Here is a 19,482-nt window from a genome sequence, read left to right as displayed (position 1 = left end):
GCTTTTGTTTATCCATTGATCTATTTAGGTTTATACTTTCAGCCATACACTCTAGAGATTTGGAAATCACAGCATGGCAGAAAAATTTCGTGTGATGTTTGCCGGGCTTGAATCAGGCATAGATCAAACACAAGCGACTGAGCAACTTGCCGCAAAATTAAAAACCAGCACAGACAAAGTTGCAGGGCTTTTTGAGCACAAACCTTTGTTTGCTCCGAGCGATCAAGAAAAAGCACTTAAGCAAGCTAAACTACTGGCCAGTGTTGGCATAAAAGCTAAATTACAACCAGTTAGTCAGCAGCCTGCGAGTATTGGCCTTGACGCAAAGCAACGTGATGAGCGTATTTTTGATGCGCTTGACTACATAACCAGTAGTCTTATTCGCTTAGAAGAAAAGCTAGACGACCTTGAACAACGGCTCCCTGAACTTGAAAACAGCAGTGAACTAAGCAGCACCGATAACTGGCAAGAAGAAGATTTGCTTGATGAAGAAGCATATTGCGAACCTGTTAAAAAGCGTTCAAACACCCTGCTCTATTCATTGATTGCCATGGTGGTTGTGTTGTTAATTGCGCTGGGTATTGTGGAACTGTTTCCTGACCTATTCTCATTTTTAGAAAGTTAATATACATATTGACATGAGCAACATACGAGCAGAAATAAGACAATCTATTCGCAAAAAGCGTAATTCTCTTAGCAAAGAGCAACAAAAAAATGCAGCAATTGCGCTGAAAATGAATTTTACTCAACACCTAAAATCATTAAATACATCCCAAAACCCCCGTATAGGCATTTATTTTAGCAATGATGGAGAACTAGATACTTCATTGTTAATTAAAGAATTATGGCACAAAAAAGCGCCCCTTTATTTGCCTATAATCCACCCATTTAATGGCACTACTTTGTACTTTCAAAGGTATGAAGAAAATTCACCCATGACTGCAAATCGCTATGGTATCTTGGAGCCCAAGTTGAATTGCAGTCAAATATGTCCTTTAGACAAGCTTGATATTTTATTAATGCCACTCGTGGCATTTGATGATCAAGGTAACCGTTTAGGTATGGGCGGTGGGTTTTATGACAAAACATTAGCACGATACTACCAAGAGAACTGGCAAAAGCCGATATTAATCGGTCTGGCGCATCAATGTCAGCATGTGCCTTCTTTACCAATAGAATCTTGGGATGTTCCGCTAAAACACATCATCACCCCAGAGAAAATCTACCAATGGTAGCACTTCTCTCTGTATACTATGAACACTTGAATAAGTATCTCTCTGACAGCCAACTGAGCACATAATTATGACGCAAGATGAATTAAAAAAAGCCGCTGCCTGGGCAGCACTCGAATTTGTAAAAGAAAACACCATTGTTGGTGTTGGCACAGGTTCAACAGTAAATCATTTTATTGATGCACTAGACACGGTAAAAGACACCCTTGTGGGTGCTGTTTCAAGTTCAGAAGCTTCAACTGAAAAGTTAAAAGCACTTGGTATTGAAGTATTTGAGCTTAATGATGTGCAAAGCCTTGATGTTTATGTTGATGGCGCTGATGAAATCAACCCACACAACGAAATGATTAAAGGCGGTGGCGCTGCGCTAACACGCGAGAAAATAGTCTCTGCGGTAGCAAAACAATTTGTATGTATTGTTGATGAATCAAAAGAAGTTGAGACATTAGGGGCATTCCCACTGCCAGTTGAAGTAATCCCAATGGCTCGCAGCTACGTTGCTCGTGAACTCGTAAAACTTGGGGGTGATCCAGTGTACCGCCAAGGTGTAGTGACAGACAACGGCAACATCATTTTAGATGTGCATAATCTTGATATCAGCAATGCCAAAGAATTAGAGCTAACAATCAATCAGATTGTTGGGGTAGTTACAAACGGCTTGTTTGCCCATCGCGGTGCAGACAAAGTTATTATCGGCACCAAAAATGGGCCGCAAATCAAGTAAATAGGAATGAGGATATGAGTAAGGTATCGTTAGCAAAAGACAAAATTAAAATTCTCTTGCTGGAAGGCGTGCACCAAAGTGCTGTAGAAACGCTAAAGCGTAATGGTTACAGTAACATTGACTACGTGAAAACGTCCTTACCTGAAGACGAGCTCATTGAGCGCATTAAAGATGTGCACTTTGTTGGCCTTCGTTCTCGTACTCATATTAATCAAGCGGTATTAGAAGCAGCTGAAAAGCTTGTTGCAGTAGGCTGCTTCTGTATCGGTACAAACCAAGTTGATCTGCAAGCTGCACGTGAGCGTGGTATTGCTGTATTCAACGCACCATTCTCAAACACGCGCTCTGTTGCAGAGTTAGTGCTTGGTGAAATCTTATTACTTCTTCGTGGTATTCCACAGCGTAACGCCCTCGCTCATCGCGGTGGTTGGTTAAAATCAGCCAACGGTTCATTTGAAGCCCGTGGTAAAACGTTAGGTATTGTTGGTTACGGCCACATTGGTACACAACTCGGTATCATGGCTGAAAACATCGGTATGAACGTAGAGTTCTTTGATATCGAAGACAAACTATCGCTTGGTAATGCGACACAAGTACATAACCTTACCCAGTTATTGCAACGTGCCGATGTAATTAGCTTACACGTACCAGAAACGCCGCAAACTAAAAACCTAATTGGTATGGCTGAGCTTGAAGTCATGAAGCAAGGCGCGATTTTAATCAATGCCTCACGCGGTACAGTGGTTGATATTGATGCGCTTGCAGAAGCACTGCGCGAGAAAAAGCTAAGCGGTGCTGCTATCGACGTATTCCCTGTTGAACCAAAATCGAACGACGAAGAATTTGTTTCACCTCTGCGTGGTTTTGATAACGTTATTTTGACCCCACACATTGGTGGCTCAACGCAAGAAGCACAAGAGAACATTGGTATTGAAGTTGCGGGTAAACTTGCTAAGTACTCAGATAATGGGTCAACAATTACAGCCGTGAACTTCCCTGAAGTATCACTGCCTGAACTCGCTAACCGCAGTCGCTTATTGCACGTACACCAAAATAGACCCGGCGTGTTAACGCAAATTAACCAAGCGTTTGCACAGCACGGTATCAATATCGCAGCACAGTACTTACAAACTGACGAAGCGATTGGTTACGTAGTAATTGATGTAGACACAGACCATTCAGAAGTCGCACTTAAAGAACTAAGTGCAGTTGAAGGTACAATCAGAGCTCGTATCTTACACTAATCGCTCACACAGCGAATAAGCAAAAAGCGCAACCAGTTTGACTGATTGCGCTTTTTTGATGTTGAGCTTAAGCCACCCTCTCTCAGTTGATTTTGTGTGAAGATAAGAGCGGAGCGAAACCCAGCAAAGTAAGCCTCGCTGTAAGCCGTAAGTTTTAAGCGCCAAGTCAAAAATAGCTCAGCGTAGGCGTAAATTTATTTCGCGCGAGGCGGTTACTTATAAGTAACCAATACCAACCATTCTTGAGTAAACAGCAGATGGTAGTTCAAGCCAATTTTGGACAAAAACACGTTAGAGACTAAGGACAGCTTTGTGCCATTAAGAGTCGTTCAGGCATTCATATAAAATATGCGAGATTTACAAAAGCAGACGTTCGGTAACGCCCGCATAAGGGGCTGATAATAGTTTGCTAAAATGTGAAGCGGAGCGGAACCGAGCAAACTGTTAGCAGTCCCGTGCTTAATGCGCTTGTTAGGCGCTACTTACCCTAAACTTTTTTACTTGCTCTAAAATTGGCAATACGAAATAGCCGTGCTGCCACAAAAAAATAAATGATAGCTTGAACACTATGAATAACAGGTTTATCCATAAACGTCCCAACCATAACAGCCATAATAGGCATAGCAATAAACAAAACACCAATTAGCCGAAGAGCAATTGGAGAAACAAACCCCTTCCTATTTTTAGGGCTTGAGACAATTAACCTAAATGATAATAAACTAACCCAAATGCTACCAATTAAGAAAACACTACCAATTGAAACCGTAAAAACTGATGGTGGTACATTTGGAGCTAGCAAACATAATAGCTGAGCCTACAATACACAAAAGTGTAAATGGAAATAATACTAACCCTAAAGGTAAAGTAATCCATCTCGGTAACGATTTAGGTTCAACTAACTCGGATTCCATAGTACGCCTAACGCCCGCCTAACACGCAATGTGTTGGCAAGGCTTTTTGCGTCGTTTGCCAAAACCACAACAACTAATCATTGTCGGAGTTAAGGCGTTTGTTATGTTTACCTGCTCGTTGAATTAAACATGATAGAGCAGATGCGTAAATAGTGAAGAAAAGCATAAAAGCAACAGCGGTACTTAATATGGCCGCCCAGTTGCTTTTAGTGGACATTTCATAAATCAAATATACAGAAATAGGTAATGACAGGAGGTAACTATTACTCTTGGCAATAGATTTATCAAAAATGGATATAAACTTTTCAGTAATGGTTGCAGAAAAGTTTAAGGCTAGTGGGATAATCAATAAACCAACAAAAAGAATATCTATTACAACGTCTTTCAATTTAGAAACTCCATATCTAAGTAAACATAACGCCCGCATAATGGGCGGATTAAGCTTGGCTAAAATTAGCGAAGAATGAGCGCAGCCAAGCTTTAGACGTCCATTCATTAATGCGTTTGTTATGTGGCTATTTACTGTCTAGCCAACATTTAGAAAATACTATGTCATTAGAGTTGGAAACAATGAGCTTGTGAACATAATCTAAACCATGAACAGGGGCTGGGTCTTTACCAACCATATACACAGCATTAGATGACACAATTAGTTTTTCATTAATACTTACCGATGCTTCATTGTTTAACAATAAGCCTTCGAATAACCCTTGGTAACCCGCCATAACATGAATTGCTTTATTTAACTCTTGCCCTTTCAATCCTTCTGTCGCGATCCAAAGGTTTGAATGATCCACAAGTTTGTTTTTCGGTAATTCAGACAAGCTATTAATTATGTATTCTTTGGCGCTTTTCAAATAAGGTTTATGAGTTGCCATATTACCTTCAACAAAATTTATCGCTTTTGAAACAGAGACAATAACTTTTGAGTTGTTAGTTTTATAGAAAATTGCAGGTAGCTCATAAGATACGGGATGGCTTAAATTGGATTTCCATTTAACAGGGTACAGATTTGACTCGCAAGGGTCAGAGTCGGCATAAACTAAGCTAGAAGCTAAAAACACCATCAAAATTAATAATTTATGCATACTTTCCTTAGCCATATAACGACCTGTTAATTGGCGGTTTACGCTTGGCTATAATTAGCGAAGAATGAGCGCCAGCCAAGCAGTAAAGCGTCCATTTTAAACTGCTTGCTATGTACGGTTTACTCACCAGCCTTTATTTTGGGTAACTGAATTTGCAACATGACAAAAACAGGAATGAGTGGCAGAAACGCTAACCAAGATAATTCAGAAACAACCCAAAACCAAATGAACCATGATTCTGCAGCAATTAGCAAAAGCAACTTTATGACGCGCTTAAAAAGCATTAGATCGCCCATAGCTGCTAACGGCAAACCAAAGCCTAGCGAGCCGACTAAAACTATAGCTGGGTGAATTGACTCAAATTCAGTATTTTGTATAACTGAAAAATAAAATTCGTAGCCATAGCTAAATAGCAAAGGGCTCAATAGACAAAACATCCAAACCGTGTTCCAGCTAGTACTACGCTGATGCTTAGAGTGGATTTTATTTTTTTCTTGAAGCTTGCTCAATGCATCCATTTAACTCAGTCTATCCCTAGGTATATAACATTTTATAGTGCGCCCGTCGCGCATCTTTCTGCCGATGTTACGCGCATGTATTAATAGATCTATTTTTAACAAATAACGTAATGTATTGCCAACTATAATGTTTTATTCGCACTTAGAATATTCAGAAAAAAGAAAATACGTTAGCGGAACATTCGCTTTGTAGAATAGAGCCTATAGCATTAAACGACTTGGACCGTATCTTGATTGCTCAAAGCAGCCATTAGAGCATTTACGTTAGCTCATAATGGGGCAAAAACGGTTTACTTTGGTTAAGCGAACAAGAAAGCGGGAACAAAAAATCCCCCTCAATGACTTAAATAAACCACACAGAACGGCTAGATTTCCTTCACCCATCATAAAACCTAACAACTCCACCCGCTCACGTACACTTCCCTGTGTAAATCACGCCGGTGAGTCAGTAAATTTTACTTATCGGCTGGCTTTGCATCCGCGGCCTTATCTGGCTGTTTTTCGCTGATCATGGTGTTTAATTTCTCGCCGCCTTTGATTCCAAAATCTAACGTGCGGATTGGGAATGGAATGGTCATATCAGCTTCGCTTAAGGCATTTCTAACAGCCACAACAGCTTTGTGGCGTACAGTCATAAAGTCAGCTTCACCGGGGTATTTAATCCAAAACCACACCAGTAAATTAACGCTGCTATCGCCAAAGCTTTCGGCGTATACGGCGGTCTCTTCTTGCTTGATCACAAAATCAAATTCATTGATTTTTTTAACGATAACCTCTGCAGCTTGCTCTGGGTCATCTGCATACGAAATACCCACAGGCACCTCAATACGGCGAACGCCTAACGTACTGTAATTACTAAGTATGTTTCTAAATAAAATTTTATTAGGTACGAGAATTAGTTGTCCATAAAAATTCTCGATAAGGGTGTTTCTTAGGTTAATCGCGCGCACTGTACCAAATACACTTTCCGTTCGAATGACATCACCTGCTTTAAAGGGTTTACGGATACCCATGGCAATACCTGCGATTAAGTTTTCGGTCATATCCTGAAAAGCAAAACCGATAGCAAGACCAACAATACCAGCACCTGCGAGTAATGAAGTCACGGTGCCTCTGAGGCCTAAAAAATCGAGTGCAACAAACAGCCCTACACAAAGAATAACCACTTTTGCAATAGACGACATCAAATCAGCAATTTGCGTTGATTCCAAAGAGCGACGTAAGATTTTACGCAGCATTGAGCCACACACTCGCGCTAAAAGCGAAAATAAAATGGTTATTATGATTGCGACGATGAAGTTAGGAATATGACTTATAACAATATCAATCCAACCACCAAGCTTCTCTTCAATGAGCTTTTCAGCTTCACTAACGGATGGAATTTTTAGCATGTTTATACCTTGTTATCTTATATTAACTAACTCGGTAATTTGCAAAATGAACGCCATGTTTAATCAGACAAATAAAAACCATAAAAAAAGCCGTGCATCGCACGGCTTTTAACACACTAAAGTAGGCTCTTTTTTCTAGTGCTGTTCTTCTCGCAGAAAAACAGGTTCGAGCTCTTTCGCGGTTGCATCGCTACTGAAGTAATAACCCGCTACTGTGAAATCTTTTAAATCACTCAATTGAGTAATTTTATTCTCAATAATGTAACGCGCCATCATGCCGCGGGCTTTTTTCGCGTAAAAGCTGATCACTTTATACTGGCCGTTTTTACAATCTTTAAAATGAGGTGTAATAATTTGTGCATTTAAGGCTTTTTTATCAACTGCTTTAAAGTACTCATTTGAAGCAAGGTTTACTAAGTACTTACTGTCTTGCTCTGCCAAGACTGTATTGAGTTTTTCGGCTATCACACTCCCCCAAAACTCATACAAGTTTTTACCGCGTGGATTTTCAAGCTTAGTGCCCATTTCTAGGCGGTAAGCTTGCATTAAATCGAGCGGCTTAAGCACACCGTAAAGGCCAGATAAAATTCGTAAGTGAGACTGTGCATAATCTAAGTCAGAGTGTGTTAACGACTGTGCATCTAAACCACCATACACATCTCCATTAAATGCAAGGACCGCTTGTTTTGCGTTTTCTGTTGTAAACGGCTGTGACCACTGTGCGAATCGCGCTGCATTTAAACCAGCTAGTTTATCGCTGATTTTCATTAAACTGCCAATTTGAGCAGGGGTTAAATCACGGCAAACTGACATTAACTCTTCGCTGTGCTCGAGTAATTCAGGCTGAGTGAATTTGTCGGTCGTGGCTGGTGTTTCATAATCTAAATTTTTTGCAGGTGAAATAACTGTGATCATAGATAGCTATTGACTTGTAATTTGTTTGATGTCAATTTCAACATTAAATGAATCAAAATGCACGTTTTGTTTCGCCCCGCCTTAATTCGCTGCATTTTCACATCTAATGCCTTAGTTTTCTTAGTTAAGGACATTTGACCTATTAAACACTGTCATAGTGTTGCAGCATTAAGGTGGCTATAATGGATTTTCTTTTAACTTGCTTGGAATGAGGAAAGCAAATGACTTCAGCACTACAAAGGCTTAAACAGCATTCATCTATTGTTGCAGATACAGGTGATATTGAAGCTATCAAAAAGCACCAACCAGAAGATGCAACAACTAACCCATCTTTACTTTTAAAAGCCAGTGAAATTGAAGCGTATAAACCTTATCTAGACAAGGCATGGCAATACGCAAAAGAAACAGAGCAAGATGCAGCCAAGCAACTTGAACTTGCTTGCGATTATTTTGCCGTATTAATTGGTAAAGAAATCAGCGAAATTGTACCGGGTTATATCTCGACAGAAGTCGATGCGCGTTTATCTTTCGATACACAAGCGACGATTGATAAAGCACATACTTTACTTAGCCTTTACGAAAAAGAAGGGGTAAGCAAAGATAAAATTCTTATTAAAGTTGCATCAACGTGGGAAGGCATCAAAGCTGCCGAGCAATTAGAAAAAGAAGGCACTAAGTGTAACTTAACGCTGTTATTCTCAGAAGCGCAAGCACGTGCCTGTGCCGACGCCAATGTATTTCTAATTTCACCGTTTGTTGGCCGTATTCTTGACTGGCATGTAGCGAATGGTATGGAAAAACCGACTGATCCAATGCAAGATCCTGGTGTACAGTCTGTTCGTAGTATTTATGAATTCTACAAACGCCATGACTATAAAACAGTCGTGATGGGTGCAAGCTTCCGTAACACGGGTGAAATCATCGCGCTTACTGGTTGTGATAAATTAACAATCAGTCCTGCATTACTTGAAGAGCTTGGTGAGCTTACAGACGCACAAGAGTACTTACTTGAAAGCGACTTTACCGTTGAGCCAAAACCAGCACCACTGACTGAAAGTGAGTTCCGTTGGTTACATAATCAAGATGCCATGGCGACAGAAAAACTAGCTGAGGGCATTCGCTCTTTTGCCGAAGCGCAGCTTGAATTAGAAGCACGCTTTAAAGCAATGTAATCTGTAAAAATCATTGTAAATGAACGCCACCGCTCTCGGTGGCGTTTTTGTTTATATACCATACAAAATTTTGATCTATTCATCTAGCAATCACATTTCTGTAACAACATCGTCACTTTTTTATTCTATTTTTGTCTAGCCTGTGGTATAGGTATTTCCGAGGTTCAAAATAATCAATAGGAGAAGTTCATGGATAGCCTAGACGATATTTTAGAAATATTAGAAGGTCCTAGTACAACAAAAAAGACCTCTACAAAAAATAAAAAGAGAAAATGGCGCGAAATCGAAGCTTTGAAAGATAAGCACAGATTACGTAAAGAACTACAGGAGTTAGACTACTTTACAGACAGTATAGCGATTGATGAGCTAGACTTTTAAATCAAGGCCCGCAAGGGCCTTTTGTTTGCATTAAATTTTAGGAAGGTGCCAATTAATCGGTGTTTTATGCTGTTCGCTCAGTCGCTGATTAATCGTTGAAAAGTGCTTACACCCAAAAAAACCTCGATGTGCAGACAAAGGTGAGGGATGAGGGCCTTGGATCACATGATGACGCGATGTATCGATGTGTTTACCTTTCTTTTGTGCATGTGCCCCCCACAAAACAAACACAACTCCCTCACATTGCTGATTGATCAGTGCGATAACTTGGTCTGTAAACTGCTCCCATCCCAAATGCTTATGAGAATGCGCGTTTCCCTGCTCAACGGTCAGTACTGTATTCAATAAAAACACGCCCTGCTCTGCCCAGCTTTGTAAGTAACCATGCTCAGGTATTTCGAATCCGTCGATATCTGTGGCCAGTTCTTTATAGATGTTTTTAAGTGAAGGTGGCAGTTTTTTAACCTCAGGTTGCACTGAAAAGCATAATCCATGTGCCTGCCCTTCACCGTGATAAGGGTCTTGCCCTAAAATAACCACTTTCACATCGTTTAAAGGAGTGGCGTTAAAGGCTGAGAAAACCTGTTCTTCAGGTGGGAATACTACAACACCCGCAGCGCGTTTATCAGCAACGTAGGTTAGCGTGTCTTGCATATAGGGCTTGGCTAATTCAGCCTTTAAAAAATCTTGCCAGTTGGTCATTTTGAAGCCTGTATTTGCTTTCTTGAAATGTCTATTTTACCACACATCTCGCTCAAGCCATCAAGCATGCGGGTTGTAAAGCGATGTAATAAATCAGCGTTAACACTTATAAATTGGTTATGCTGAACAGCCGGTAATTCAGGCCATTGTCGCCAATCTATTTGAGGTTGCGGCTTTTTCGATTTTTCATCGGGGATAATAATCACCTCGGGTTTACTTACCAGCACATTTTCAATGCTGATACGCGGATAATCGGTTTCACTGTTTGCAAATACATTGTCAGCATGGCAAATCGTTAGTAACTGATTAATCCATGTGTTACCACCCACTGTCATCATCGGCTCTGGCCATAACTGATAAAACACACTCACTGGGAGTTTATCCTGCTGTGAAGCACGGATGGCAGCAAGCTTTACTTCAAACTCAGTGGCGACTCTATCGGCTCGCGTCTTTAAATGGGTTAACTCACCTAATTTACGTAACTCATCAGCCACATTATCCACTTGGTCTGGGTTACTGTAAGCAACCGGAATACCTAATTTCTCAATGTAAGCAAGATCTTCAGCTTTATTACCGGTCTTCCATGCAAGAACAAGATCAGGTTTCAGCGATAAGAGCCTTTCCATATTGATGCCGTAGTAACCACCCACTCGTTCAATTTCATTGGCTTGTGCAGGGTAATCGGCATAATCGACGGTTCCAACGATGCGATCTCCAGCACCAATTGCAAACAGGTTTTCGACTATATGCGGAGCCAAAGCAACGATACGCTGAGGCTCTTTAATTTCATGTGCGTAAGAAAACTGAGCCAACCACATCAATGCCCATAAGCAACTAAAGGTCAGTGCTTTCATATTAGTAATCAAACCCTTTTTGTGCCTTTATGCCAGCATCAAATGCATGCTTCACGTTACGTACTTCACTCACTGTGTCTGCAAGCTCTGTGAGTTTTCGGTGCGCGCCTCGCCCTGTAATAATCACTGATTGCATTGCAGGTCGCGAACTAATTGCAGCAATGACTTCATCTAAATCAATGTAGCCATAGGTAATCATATAAGTGATTTCATCGAGCATCACTAAATTAATAGACTCATCTTTTAGCATTCGTTTTGCTTCTTGCCATGTCACTTGCGCTGCCGCTGTGTCAGAGTCTTTATTTTGAGTCTCCCAAGTGAAACCCGTATTCATAATGACAAATTCGACGCCTGCTTTTTCGAGTAAATTACGTTCACCGCACTCCCAAGTGCCTTTAATAAACTGACAAACAGCTGCTTTCATGCCATGACCCACAGCACGCGCTACAGTACCAAAGCCTGAGGTTGATTTTCCTTTCCCGTTACCTGTAATGACCTGAAAAATACCTTGCTCTTTTTGAGCCGCGGCGATGCGCTCGTCTACTTTTTGTTTTACTTTTTGTTGGCGCTGTTGGTGCTTATCTTGGTTGTTTTCGCTCATTATTTTTCCTTACTAAAGGTGTCATAAATATTGATAATTTGCTCAATATCCATATGTTTTTCCACTACGTCTGCGAGTCTATTTAACTGCTGTTCGCGGTGTTGATTAAGATCGATAGGTGTCAATTTCGTCTCAGGCTCTAGCCATCTGACCAACTGATTTACTGCATCAGGTGTATCAAAAAGCCCATGTAAGTAAGTACCTGCTACTTGGTTATCATCGCTAATAAAGCCGTCATGGGTAAAGCCATTCGGATGCTGTTCAAACGTTATAAAAGGCTGTTCAAGCGCTGGCCCCTCACTTATTCCGGCATGTATTTCATAGCCACAAACTTGCTGTTCGCTGCTGTTTAAATACAATATTCCAGTTACTTGTGTCAGCACTTTTTGTTGGCCTAACTGAGTTTCAAAATTAGCGATTCCCAACCCTTTTGCTTCCCCTAGTCTAGACTCAACAAAATGAGGATCGGCAATTCGCATCCCTAACATTTGTAGGCCACCACAAATCCCCAGCACTTTGCCTGAATAACGAAGATGGCGGTGTATTTGTTTGTCCCACCCTTCATTTTTTAGAAAGGCTAAATCGCTTAACACATTCTTACTACCTGGAATAATAATTAGATCAACATCAGGAATCGATTGTGTATGACGGACATAGTGAAGGTCTATTTCTGGTTGCAGTCTGAGGACATCGAAATCAGTGTGATTACTAATATGAGGTAAAAGAAGAACAGCAATGTGTAACTGTGGCTTAGCAACTTTATTAGCAATAGCCACGGCATCTTCGGCATCTAAGGCTAAATCATGTAAGTATGGCAAAACCCCCAAAACAGGTTTATTGGTGTATTGCTCAAGCCAATCTAAACCACTTTGTAACAGTGCTATATCACCACGAAAACGATTTATTACAAACCCTTTTACGCGCGCTTGCTCTGATTCAGATAACAACGCTAACGTCCCAACCAGGTGAGCAAAAACCCCGCCTTTATCAATATCGGCAATAATGATCACTGGGCAATCGACAGCCTCAGCATAACCCATGTTAGCAATATCATTTTCTCTGAGATTAATTTCTGCTGGACTGCCTGCGCCTTCAACAACTAATAGCTCAAACCGTTCGCTTAAGCGCTTTTGAGAGGTGAGTACAGCGTCCATAGCGACCTTTTTATAATCGTGGTAACTGCCGGCTTCCATATTTGAAAGCGCTTTTCCATGCACAATAACTTGTGCACCCGTATCGCTATTTGGTTTTAGTAAAATAGGGTTAAAATCAACCTCAGCGGGCACATTAGCTGCCACTGCTTGCAGTGCTTGTGCACGCCCTATCTCGCCTCCATCGGCGGTTACAGCACTATTAAGTGCCATGTTTTGCGGCTTAAAAGGCGCAACCTTAATGCCGCGTTTAGCAAAAATGCGACACAATGCCGCCACTAAAGTGCTTTTACCTGCATCAGATGTCGTGCCTTGCACCATAAGGGTTTTCATCATTGCTCCCTCTTTAATGTTTGTGCAAGGCCAGCAATAATAAACTCAACCCGAGCAACCTGCTTGGCAAGTGATTGGTGTAACCAACCCGAATGATCAACAAACTGGCGGCTCAATTCACCCAATGGCACAATACCATGGCCTACTTCATTGCTAACAAAAATAACCTCGCAGGGAAGCTCTTTAAGCACATCAAGTAGTGCTGCTTTTTGCTCTAGCCAATATGCTTCACCGTGCTGACATAAACAATTACTCAGCCAAAGTGTTAAGCAATCAACCAAAATACAGCGGTCTGCTTTGCCATGCTCTTTGAGCACTTTAGCCAATTGCAGTGGCTCTTCGATAACTTGCCAACGACCATCGCGCTCTAATTGATGACGTGCAATGCGTTCAGCCATTTCACTATCACCCGCATTGGCTGTCGCAAGATAAATAATCGATTTGCCTGAATTGCTAGCTAGTTGCTCTGCAAAGCAGCTTTTACCACTGCGTGCGCCACCTAAAATCAAGGTATGTGGTTGCTTCATAACATGCTCACTAAGGTTAAATATACAGCCAGCTCAGCAATTTGTTGTGCGGCACCTAGGCAGTCTCCGGTATAACCTGATAACTGTTTTTTGAACCAGTGAATCAATATAAAACGCGTTATAATAAGTACAAGGATTACAGTGAAGATGTGCCAAATACTGAGCACTGAAAATAACCATGCGAAAAGTATCACTGCCCCGCCTGTCGCAAGCAGTATTTGGTAACTTTCGGTGCTTAAATACATCGCAACGGGTTTTACTTTGCTGGTTGCATCGTGACTAACATAATCCATGTCAGCAATTAAACTCGTTGCGACAATTCGGCTTAAACTCTGCCCTAATAGCAACGCAATGAGTAGCAAATTTAGTGACTCAGACAACACAACTAAACTTTGAAACTTAATAAGCAGCACAATAATAAGCGCAGCCGCTCCGTAAGTTCCTAAACGGCTGTCTTTCATAATGGTCAGCTTATCTTCAACTTTCCAGCCACCACCAAAGCCATCCCATACATCTGCTAACCCATCTTCATGAAATGCCCCCGTCAAAATTAACCCTAAGGCCATAACAAGTGCCACGGAAATTGAAGCAGGAAAAAAGTAACTAAACACGAGATAACCTAAACTTAAAATCCCCGCAAGTAGAACCCCTACCAAAGCAAAATAGCGACTGGCTTGGTTCAATGCCGTCGTTGATACCTCAAAATTAAGCGTCACAGGTATACGTGTTAAAAAACTAACAGCTAGCAATAATAGCTGCTTTTGAGAAGGCGATGGGTTGTGTGTATTCATTGCTTAAACAACCTGCTCAACATGTGCATCTGCAAAACTTGCCATTTCGTTATAAAATGCAAGCGATGATTGTAATAATGGTAACGCCAAGGCGGCACCACTGCCCTCTCCCAAGCGCAAATTAAGGTTTAATAATGGCAATGCGTCTAACGCTGCCAGCATGGCTTTATGTCCTTGCTCATCTGAGGCGTGAGCAAAAATCATATAATCACGTGCATGCGCGTTTATACGTGTCGCAACCAATGCTGCGGCACTGCAAATAAAGCCATCAATAACCACCACCATGCCTAATTCCGCCGCGGCTAAAATAGCACCTGTTATTTGAGCTATTTCAAAGCCACCCAGCGCAGCTAATGTCATTAATGGATCGTTTAGATGCGCCTGATGCAAATTAACGGCTTGTTCAACAACCGCAATTTTTTTAGCTACCACCTCATCCGTTACGCCCGTGCCCTTACCCACACATTGAGCGGCAGGTAATGATAATAGAGCAGCCATTAATGCTGCCGCACTGGTTGTGTTACCGATCCCCATTTCACCGAATGCCACGGTATTACACCCTGTATTTTTTATTGCATTCACACGCTGCTTAGCAAACTTAAAGCCTTGTTCAACTTGCGCTGGCGACATCGCCATTGAGGTATTTATTGACTCAGTAATATGCCCTAAACGTTGATTATAAACACTAATATGATACTGTTCTGACAAAGTGCCTGCATCAACGACCTCAAGCTGCCATCCAAGTTGACGACAAAATACATTAATTGCCGCTCCACCATGCGCAAAATTCGCAATCATTTGTGAAGTCACACTGCTTGGCGCAATCGAAACCCCTTGGCTAGCAACACCATGGTCACCTGCAAAAACGACGAGTGTCGGCGCGTTAATAACAGGTTTAAATTCATCTACAGCGTGCTCTGAGTTAAGAGATTGACTTAAAATGAGTGTCAACTTTTTTGCGCACTCTTCTAATTGACCAAGCGCTCCTAAGGGTTTGGTTTTAAGATCTATTTTTTGTTGAATTACAGATGCATACTGCGAGTTAAGAGGTGCGATATTAAACATGGGCTACCTGCGCTGTTTACGAAAATAAAGTAAAGATAAAAAGAACACACTGCCTATAGCCGCAGTGATCACACCCACAGGCAATTCTTGATTAGTCAGTAAAGTACGACAAAGCACATCGACCCATACCATAAATGTACCACCAACAAGGCTCGTCATTAAAAGGTTGTGGCTTGAGCCTTGCGACGTAAAGTAGCGGACAATATGCGGGATCATAAGCCCAACAAAGCCAACCCCCCCACACATAGCGACCAAAACAGCGGTAATTAACGAACTAAGCAGTAACATTAAAATACGAAAACGTTGAGCATGAATCCCCAATGTTGCCGCGCTTTCATCACCAAGCAACATAGCGTTTAACTGACGACGAAAAGCGATCATTAACGTCATACACGCAATGATTACGGTGAGCGGGATCCAGAGCGTTCCCCACTCAGCACGTGAAAAACTTCCCATAGTCCAAAATAAGATAGCTGTAATCGCTTGAGGATCGCTAAAATAAAGTAATAAACTGGTTAAAGCACTAAACAGAAATGACAGTGCGACCCCCGCCAATAACATCGCTTCAACTTGCCCTACATGGCGACGCCCAGCAATGCCAATCAACAAAAACATAGAGAGTAAGCTGCCCAAAAATGCAGCAATCGACATACTAAAGCCAAAACTCACACCGGTAAGCGATATAAAGCAAACCACACCAAATGAGGCACCTGAAGAAATACCAAATAAGTAAGGGTCTGCCAACGGGTTTCGCGTTACAGTTTGTAATATAAGCCCAGCAAGCGAGAGCCCAGCTCCAGCTAAAAACGCCAATATCATACGTGGCATGCGCAGTTGCAAAATAATACGTTGGATAAATTCATCACTGCCCTGGCTGATTAAACTATGCAGCACATCACTCATTGATGTACTCGCGGCACCAAAACTGAGTGCTAAAAAGCAACTAACAAGTGCAACGCATACACAGAGACTAAAACGCACCCTATCAGTCATCTTGATGCTCCTGTCTGTTATAGCCGTAATAGTAGGTAATATGTGGCACGAACTCATCAAACGAGGTTGACTGAGGATGAGCAGACACTCTTGCACAAACACCAAAAACATCACTTAACAGCTGCTCGGTAAGCACCTCTTTTGGTGTGCCTTGCGTAATTAATTGACCTTCATCGATAACAAGTAACTCATCACATACGCTAGCAGCTAGATTTAAATCATGAAATGAAGCGAGCACAGTGACATCAAGTGACTTAGCAAGCTCCATAATTTGAATTTGATACTTAACGTCAAGATGGCTGGTTGGCTCATCCATAATCAATAACTTTGGTTGCTGAACAATTGAGCGGGCTATAAGTGCACGCTGTTTTTCTCCACCCGAAAGTGAATCAAAGCTTTGCTGTGTGTGATGACTTAAACCAACCTGCTCGATTGCTTGATAAATACGCTTTTTATCATCGGCATTAGTCGCACTAAACAGGGTTTTATGTGGGGTGAGACCTAAACTAACTACATCGAAAACAGATAAATTAAATTGCGAAGGAGACTCTTGTAAAACCACAGCAACATTTTTAGCGAATTCATCAGCACTGATTTGCCAAATATTATCGCCAGCTAAAAAGACTGCACCTTGTTGTGGTTTTAAATAGCGATATAAGCAACGCAATAAACTTGATTTACCGGCGCCATTAGGTCCCAGCAAACCAATAAATTGACCTGCATTTAACTGCAAATTGATTGATTTAAGAATTGTTTTATCAGCAATTCCCCAGCTTAAATCAGATACTGAAATTAAAGGGGTTGTGCCTTGGCTTTTTAATTGCAAATTACACTCTCTTGGCGAGTTTTATCAACGCACCAGAAAGCACTGACCTATATCAGTAGATAACGTGAGTTGACCCGCTCAATGATACTAATTAGTTTGAATATTAAATCGCTCAAATCGATAAACACTCTACTGTATTAGCATAATAAGACTAATTGTTGTTGCTAAGTATCTGGCTGACCATGTTCATCATGGATTACAGTTGCGGGAACAGCTGGAGAATCTCACCCCATTCCATAGCATATAGATATACCTAAACGACCTCATGATGCGAGTTTCTGTTGGAATTAAAGCAATATAGGCAAGAAATTGATTACACAGAATGGTTATTCCTTTCCTAAAATCAATAACGCGGAATTAATCGCTTTAAACCAACCCGCAGAACGTTGTTCAAAAACTTACTTTCTAAGTTGTTACTTATAAACGTGCTGCAAAGTAACGCCTTGATATAAAGCCCCTGTAAAACGCCGAAATCTAAATTTTGAGGTAGTTCGGTATATTATGGCGGGCTAAGTAAATAATTCAATGAATATCACTCTAGATGGCTAAAAAACTATTTTAGGCCACGCTTGCCCTTGTTCATCTATATATACATCTAACGTTATTAACCCTGCATAAGGTAAATGAAAAACATTAAGGTGAGTATTCGTTTGTTTAGGCATATGACAAATAATAGCGAGGATTTGTTTAATTACACCGGCGTGGCTAATCACTAATGATTGCGTATGTTTGGACTCTGTAAGCGAAACTAAAAATGCCTGCCACCATGCTTCGACTCGCGCGTAAAAGTCAGCCATTAATTCACCATTTGGCACTTTAACCTGCCACGGATGTTGCCAAAAATCACCGACATGAGGTTTACCATTTTGTTGCCAAAGTTGTTGGTAATCTTGGCCATCCCAGTCACCAAAATTAAACTCTTTCAATGCATTGTTATATTGCACATTGATTGTATGCTGACGAGCTAAGAATTCTGCATGCGTTGAACAACGTTTTAGCGGAGAGCTATAAATAGCATCGAAGCGAGATAATTTTGCGCTTGCTAGACGCATCTGTTCATAGCCTACATCTGACAAAGCAACATCAACGTGCCCACAAAGAATGCCCGGAGTTGCAATTTCGCCATGACGTAGTAAGTAAACCCGTGAAGTAAATGCGTCCATAAATATCCTTAATCAGCCATACAAGACGGTAACGCGTTTCTAGCTCAGTGTCGAGTTAGGCTAAACGAATTAAGCGAACATCAAAATGCAGCACTGCATTTGCACCAATTTTACCACCATTCCCCTTTTTACCCCACGCAAGCGCAGGAGGGATCACAAATTCATAGCGAGATCCTATATTCATCAACAAAAGCCCCTCTCTTAGGCCTTCAATCGCTTCCGATAAAGCAAACACCTCCGGCATACCCGCTTTATAGCTATCGGCAATAACATGACCGTCAGCGAGCATAATTCGTTGATTAATAACAACAGTATCAAACTCTGTGAGCTTGTCACCTGCCGCATCCTCTACAACTTTATACATCAAACCCGATGGGCACACTTGTGTATCTGGATGAGCTGAAAATTTGCTGATAAATGCTTCACTATTCTTACGGTTTAAACCTGATGAGCCTTTCGATTTTGTTGTTTTCTTACGAGACACAAAACACCTTAATTGTATTACAAATATAAAGCGCTTTATCGCATAACAAAGATAGGGAAGCAAGGAGTTTAAAGTAGAGTAGCAAGCGCTAAAAACTCAACAATGTCCTAACCTGAAAGATACACTACAGTGGCAATTCAGAGACTTTTCAGCACTAAAGTGCCTTTTACGTCCTAATTATCTCAGCGTGAGGTGAAATAAGCAATTTAAGAGAACCTTTCAATCTGTGTGATCAGACATCTATTTTCTGACATCCGATATAGTAGAAAGCATTAAACACAAAAAAGCCCGATTCTTTCGAATCGGGCTTTCTTTAATTAGGATCCTGGCGATGTCCTACTTTCACATGGCAAATGCCACACTATCATCGGCGCTGTTTCGTTTCACTACTGAGTTCGGCATGGGGTCAGGTGGGTCCA

General features: G+C 41.3%; 23 protein-coding genes, 1 rRNA gene and 1 riboswitch. Of the genes, 6 read left to right on the top strand and 18 right to left on the bottom strand.

Annotation, left to right across the window (positions count from 1 at the left end; genetic code table 11):
- Window positions 1-73 precede the first annotated feature (73 nt).
- The 4 genes from ACSSVW_RS15475 (at window position 74) to serA (ending at window position 3,200) form a co-directional block, all read left to right on the top strand.
- Window positions 74-625 carry a hypothetical protein gene (locus ACSSVW_RS15475; protein ID WP_036966421.1) on the top strand — a complete coding sequence of 184 codons (552 nt, stop codon included), beginning with the start codon at window positions 74-76 and terminating at the stop codon, window positions 623-625.
- Between the two features lie 13 nt (window positions 626-638).
- Window positions 639-1,235, top strand: coding sequence for a 5-formyltetrahydrofolate cyclo-ligase (locus ACSSVW_RS15470; RefSeq protein WP_182395352.1), 597 nt, complete (start codon window positions 639-641; stop codon window positions 1,233-1,235).
- Window positions 1,236-1,302: 67 nt separating this feature from the next.
- Complete coding sequence (gene rpiA, locus ACSSVW_RS15465; RefSeq protein WP_065978661.1) at window positions 1,303-1,956, top strand: ribose-5-phosphate isomerase RpiA; 654 nt, start codon at window positions 1,303-1,305, stop codon at window positions 1,954-1,956.
- A gap of 14 nt (window positions 1,957-1,970) precedes the next feature.
- Window positions 1,971-3,200 (top strand): phosphoglycerate dehydrogenase, encoded by a 1,230-nt coding sequence (serA, locus tag ACSSVW_RS15460; protein ID WP_065978662.1) that lies wholly within the window; start codon window positions 1,971-1,973, stop codon window positions 3,198-3,200.
- A gap of 487 nt (window positions 3,201-3,687) precedes the next feature.
- On the opposite strand, the gene ACSSVW_RS15455 is transcribed toward serA, so the two are convergent.
- The 6 genes from ACSSVW_RS15455 to yaaA all read right to left on the bottom strand — a co-directional run bounded on the left by ACSSVW_RS15455 (window position 3,688) and on the right by yaaA (window position 8,023).
- Entirely contained in the window at window positions 3,688-3,999 is a 312-nt protein-coding gene (locus ACSSVW_RS15455; RefSeq protein WP_454179621.1) for a hypothetical protein, read from the bottom strand.
- A 185-nt stretch (window positions 4,000-4,184) separates the two neighbouring features.
- Entirely contained in the window at window positions 4,185-4,499 is a 315-nt protein-coding gene (locus tag ACSSVW_RS15450) for a hypothetical protein (RefSeq protein ID WP_454179620.1), read from the bottom strand.
- A 127-nt stretch (window positions 4,500-4,626) separates the two neighbouring features.
- Window positions 4,627-5,199: a hypothetical protein gene (locus ACSSVW_RS15445; protein ID WP_454179618.1), complete on the bottom strand. Its 573-nt coding sequence runs from the start codon at window positions 5,197-5,199 to the stop codon at window positions 4,627-4,629.
- Between the two features lie 119 nt (window positions 5,200-5,318).
- Window positions 5,319-5,717, bottom strand: coding sequence for a hypothetical protein (locus ACSSVW_RS15440; RefSeq protein WP_421418762.1), 399 nt, complete (start codon window positions 5,715-5,717; stop codon window positions 5,319-5,321).
- 455 nt (window positions 5,718-6,172) lie between these two features.
- Window positions 6,173-7,108, bottom strand: coding sequence for a mechanosensitive ion channel family protein (locus ACSSVW_RS15435; RefSeq protein ID WP_421418764.1), 936 nt, complete (start codon window positions 7,106-7,108; stop codon window positions 6,173-6,175).
- Window positions 7,109-7,243: 135 nt separating this feature from the next.
- On the bottom strand, window positions 7,244-8,023 hold the full coding sequence (gene yaaA / locus ACSSVW_RS15430; protein ID WP_036966396.1) for a peroxide stress protein YaaA: 780 nt from the start codon (window positions 8,021-8,023) through the stop codon (window positions 7,244-7,246).
- Between the two features lie 221 nt (window positions 8,024-8,244).
- Between yaaA and tal the strand changes: the two genes are divergently transcribed.
- Window positions 8,245-9,195, top strand: a complete 951-nt coding sequence (gene tal / locus ACSSVW_RS15425; protein ID WP_036966394.1) for a transaldolase — start codon at window positions 8,245-8,247, stop codon at window positions 9,193-9,195.
- Between the two features lie 189 nt (window positions 9,196-9,384).
- A complete protein-coding gene (locus ACSSVW_RS15420) occupies window positions 9,385-9,573 on the top strand; it encodes a DUF3545 family protein (RefSeq protein WP_036966391.1) in 189 nt (62 codons plus the stop codon).
- A 30-nt stretch (window positions 9,574-9,603) separates the two neighbouring features.
- Here the strand turns inward: ACSSVW_RS15420 and ung are convergent, their stop codons facing one another.
- From ung to rrf, 12 genes are all read right to left on the bottom strand, one after another.
- Window positions 9,604-10,275, bottom strand: a complete 672-nt coding sequence (gene ung, locus ACSSVW_RS15415) for a uracil-DNA glycosylase (RefSeq protein ID WP_036966388.1) — start codon at window positions 10,273-10,275, stop codon at window positions 9,604-9,606.
- A complete protein-coding gene (locus ACSSVW_RS15410) occupies window positions 10,272-11,093 on the bottom strand; it encodes a cobalamin-binding protein (RefSeq protein ID WP_227006808.1) in 822 nt (273 codons plus the stop codon). Before ACSSVW_RS15410 ends, ung begins: the two co-directional genes overlap by 4 nt.
- Window positions 11,094-11,130: 37 nt before the next feature.
- Window positions 11,131-11,730 (bottom strand): cob(I)yrinic acid a,c-diamide adenosyltransferase, encoded by a 600-nt coding sequence (cobO, locus tag ACSSVW_RS15405; protein WP_036966385.1) that lies wholly within the window; start codon window positions 11,728-11,730, stop codon window positions 11,131-11,133.
- Window positions 11,730-13,214 (bottom strand): cobyric acid synthase, encoded by a 1,485-nt coding sequence (locus ACSSVW_RS15400; RefSeq protein WP_454179664.1) that lies wholly within the window; start codon window positions 13,212-13,214, stop codon window positions 11,730-11,732. Before ACSSVW_RS15400 ends, cobO begins: the two co-directional genes overlap by 1 nt.
- Window positions 13,214-13,741: a bifunctional adenosylcobinamide kinase/adenosylcobinamide-phosphate guanylyltransferase gene (gene cobU, locus ACSSVW_RS15395; protein ID WP_454179616.1), complete on the bottom strand. Its 528-nt coding sequence runs from the start codon at window positions 13,739-13,741 to the stop codon at window positions 13,214-13,216. The genes ACSSVW_RS15400 and cobU overlap by 1 nt, the downstream gene beginning before the upstream one ends.
- Window positions 13,738-14,532, bottom strand: a complete 795-nt coding sequence (locus tag ACSSVW_RS15390; RefSeq protein WP_182395356.1) for an adenosylcobinamide-GDP ribazoletransferase — start codon at window positions 14,530-14,532, stop codon at window positions 13,738-13,740. The genes cobU and ACSSVW_RS15390 overlap by 4 nt, the downstream gene beginning before the upstream one ends.
- 3 nt (window positions 14,533-14,535) lie before the next feature.
- Entirely contained in the window at window positions 14,536-15,597 is a 1,062-nt protein-coding gene (cobT, locus tag ACSSVW_RS15385) for a nicotinate-nucleotide--dimethylbenzimidazole phosphoribosyltransferase (RefSeq protein WP_454179615.1), read from the bottom strand.
- A 3-nt stretch (window positions 15,598-15,600) separates the two neighbouring features.
- On the bottom strand, window positions 15,601-16,590 hold the full coding sequence (locus tag ACSSVW_RS15380) for a FecCD family ABC transporter permease (protein WP_454179614.1): 990 nt from the start codon (window positions 16,588-16,590) through the stop codon (window positions 15,601-15,603).
- Complete coding sequence (locus ACSSVW_RS15375) at window positions 16,583-17,416, bottom strand: ABC transporter ATP-binding protein (protein WP_074989057.1); 834 nt, start codon at window positions 17,414-17,416, stop codon at window positions 16,583-16,585. The genes ACSSVW_RS15380 and ACSSVW_RS15375 overlap by 8 nt, the downstream gene beginning before the upstream one ends.
- 168 nt (window positions 17,417-17,584) lie before the next feature.
- Window positions 17,585-17,652, bottom strand: a riboswitch (cobalamin riboswitch).
- A gap of 309 nt (window positions 17,653-17,961) precedes the next feature.
- The gene (locus ACSSVW_RS15370; RefSeq protein ID WP_074989058.1) at window positions 17,962-18,579 is read right to left on the bottom strand and encodes a histidine phosphatase family protein; all 618 of its coding nucleotides are present in this window, start codon (window positions 18,577-18,579) and stop codon (window positions 17,962-17,964) included.
- Window positions 18,580-18,634: 55 nt separating this feature from the next.
- Complete coding sequence (locus ACSSVW_RS15365) at window positions 18,635-19,063, bottom strand: FKBP-type peptidyl-prolyl cis-trans isomerase (protein ID WP_065978673.1); 429 nt, start codon at window positions 19,061-19,063, stop codon at window positions 18,635-18,637.
- 323 nt (window positions 19,064-19,386) lie between these two features.
- Window positions 19,387-19,482: ribosomal RNA gene (rrf, locus tag ACSSVW_RS15360) — 5S ribosomal RNA — on the bottom strand; the annotation flags it as partial.

This window comes from Pseudoalteromonas sp. MBR-15 (assembly GCF_053628915.1).
The sequence above is the reverse complement of the archived record's forward strand: the minus strand, read 5'-3'. Positions and strand labels throughout refer to the sequence as shown.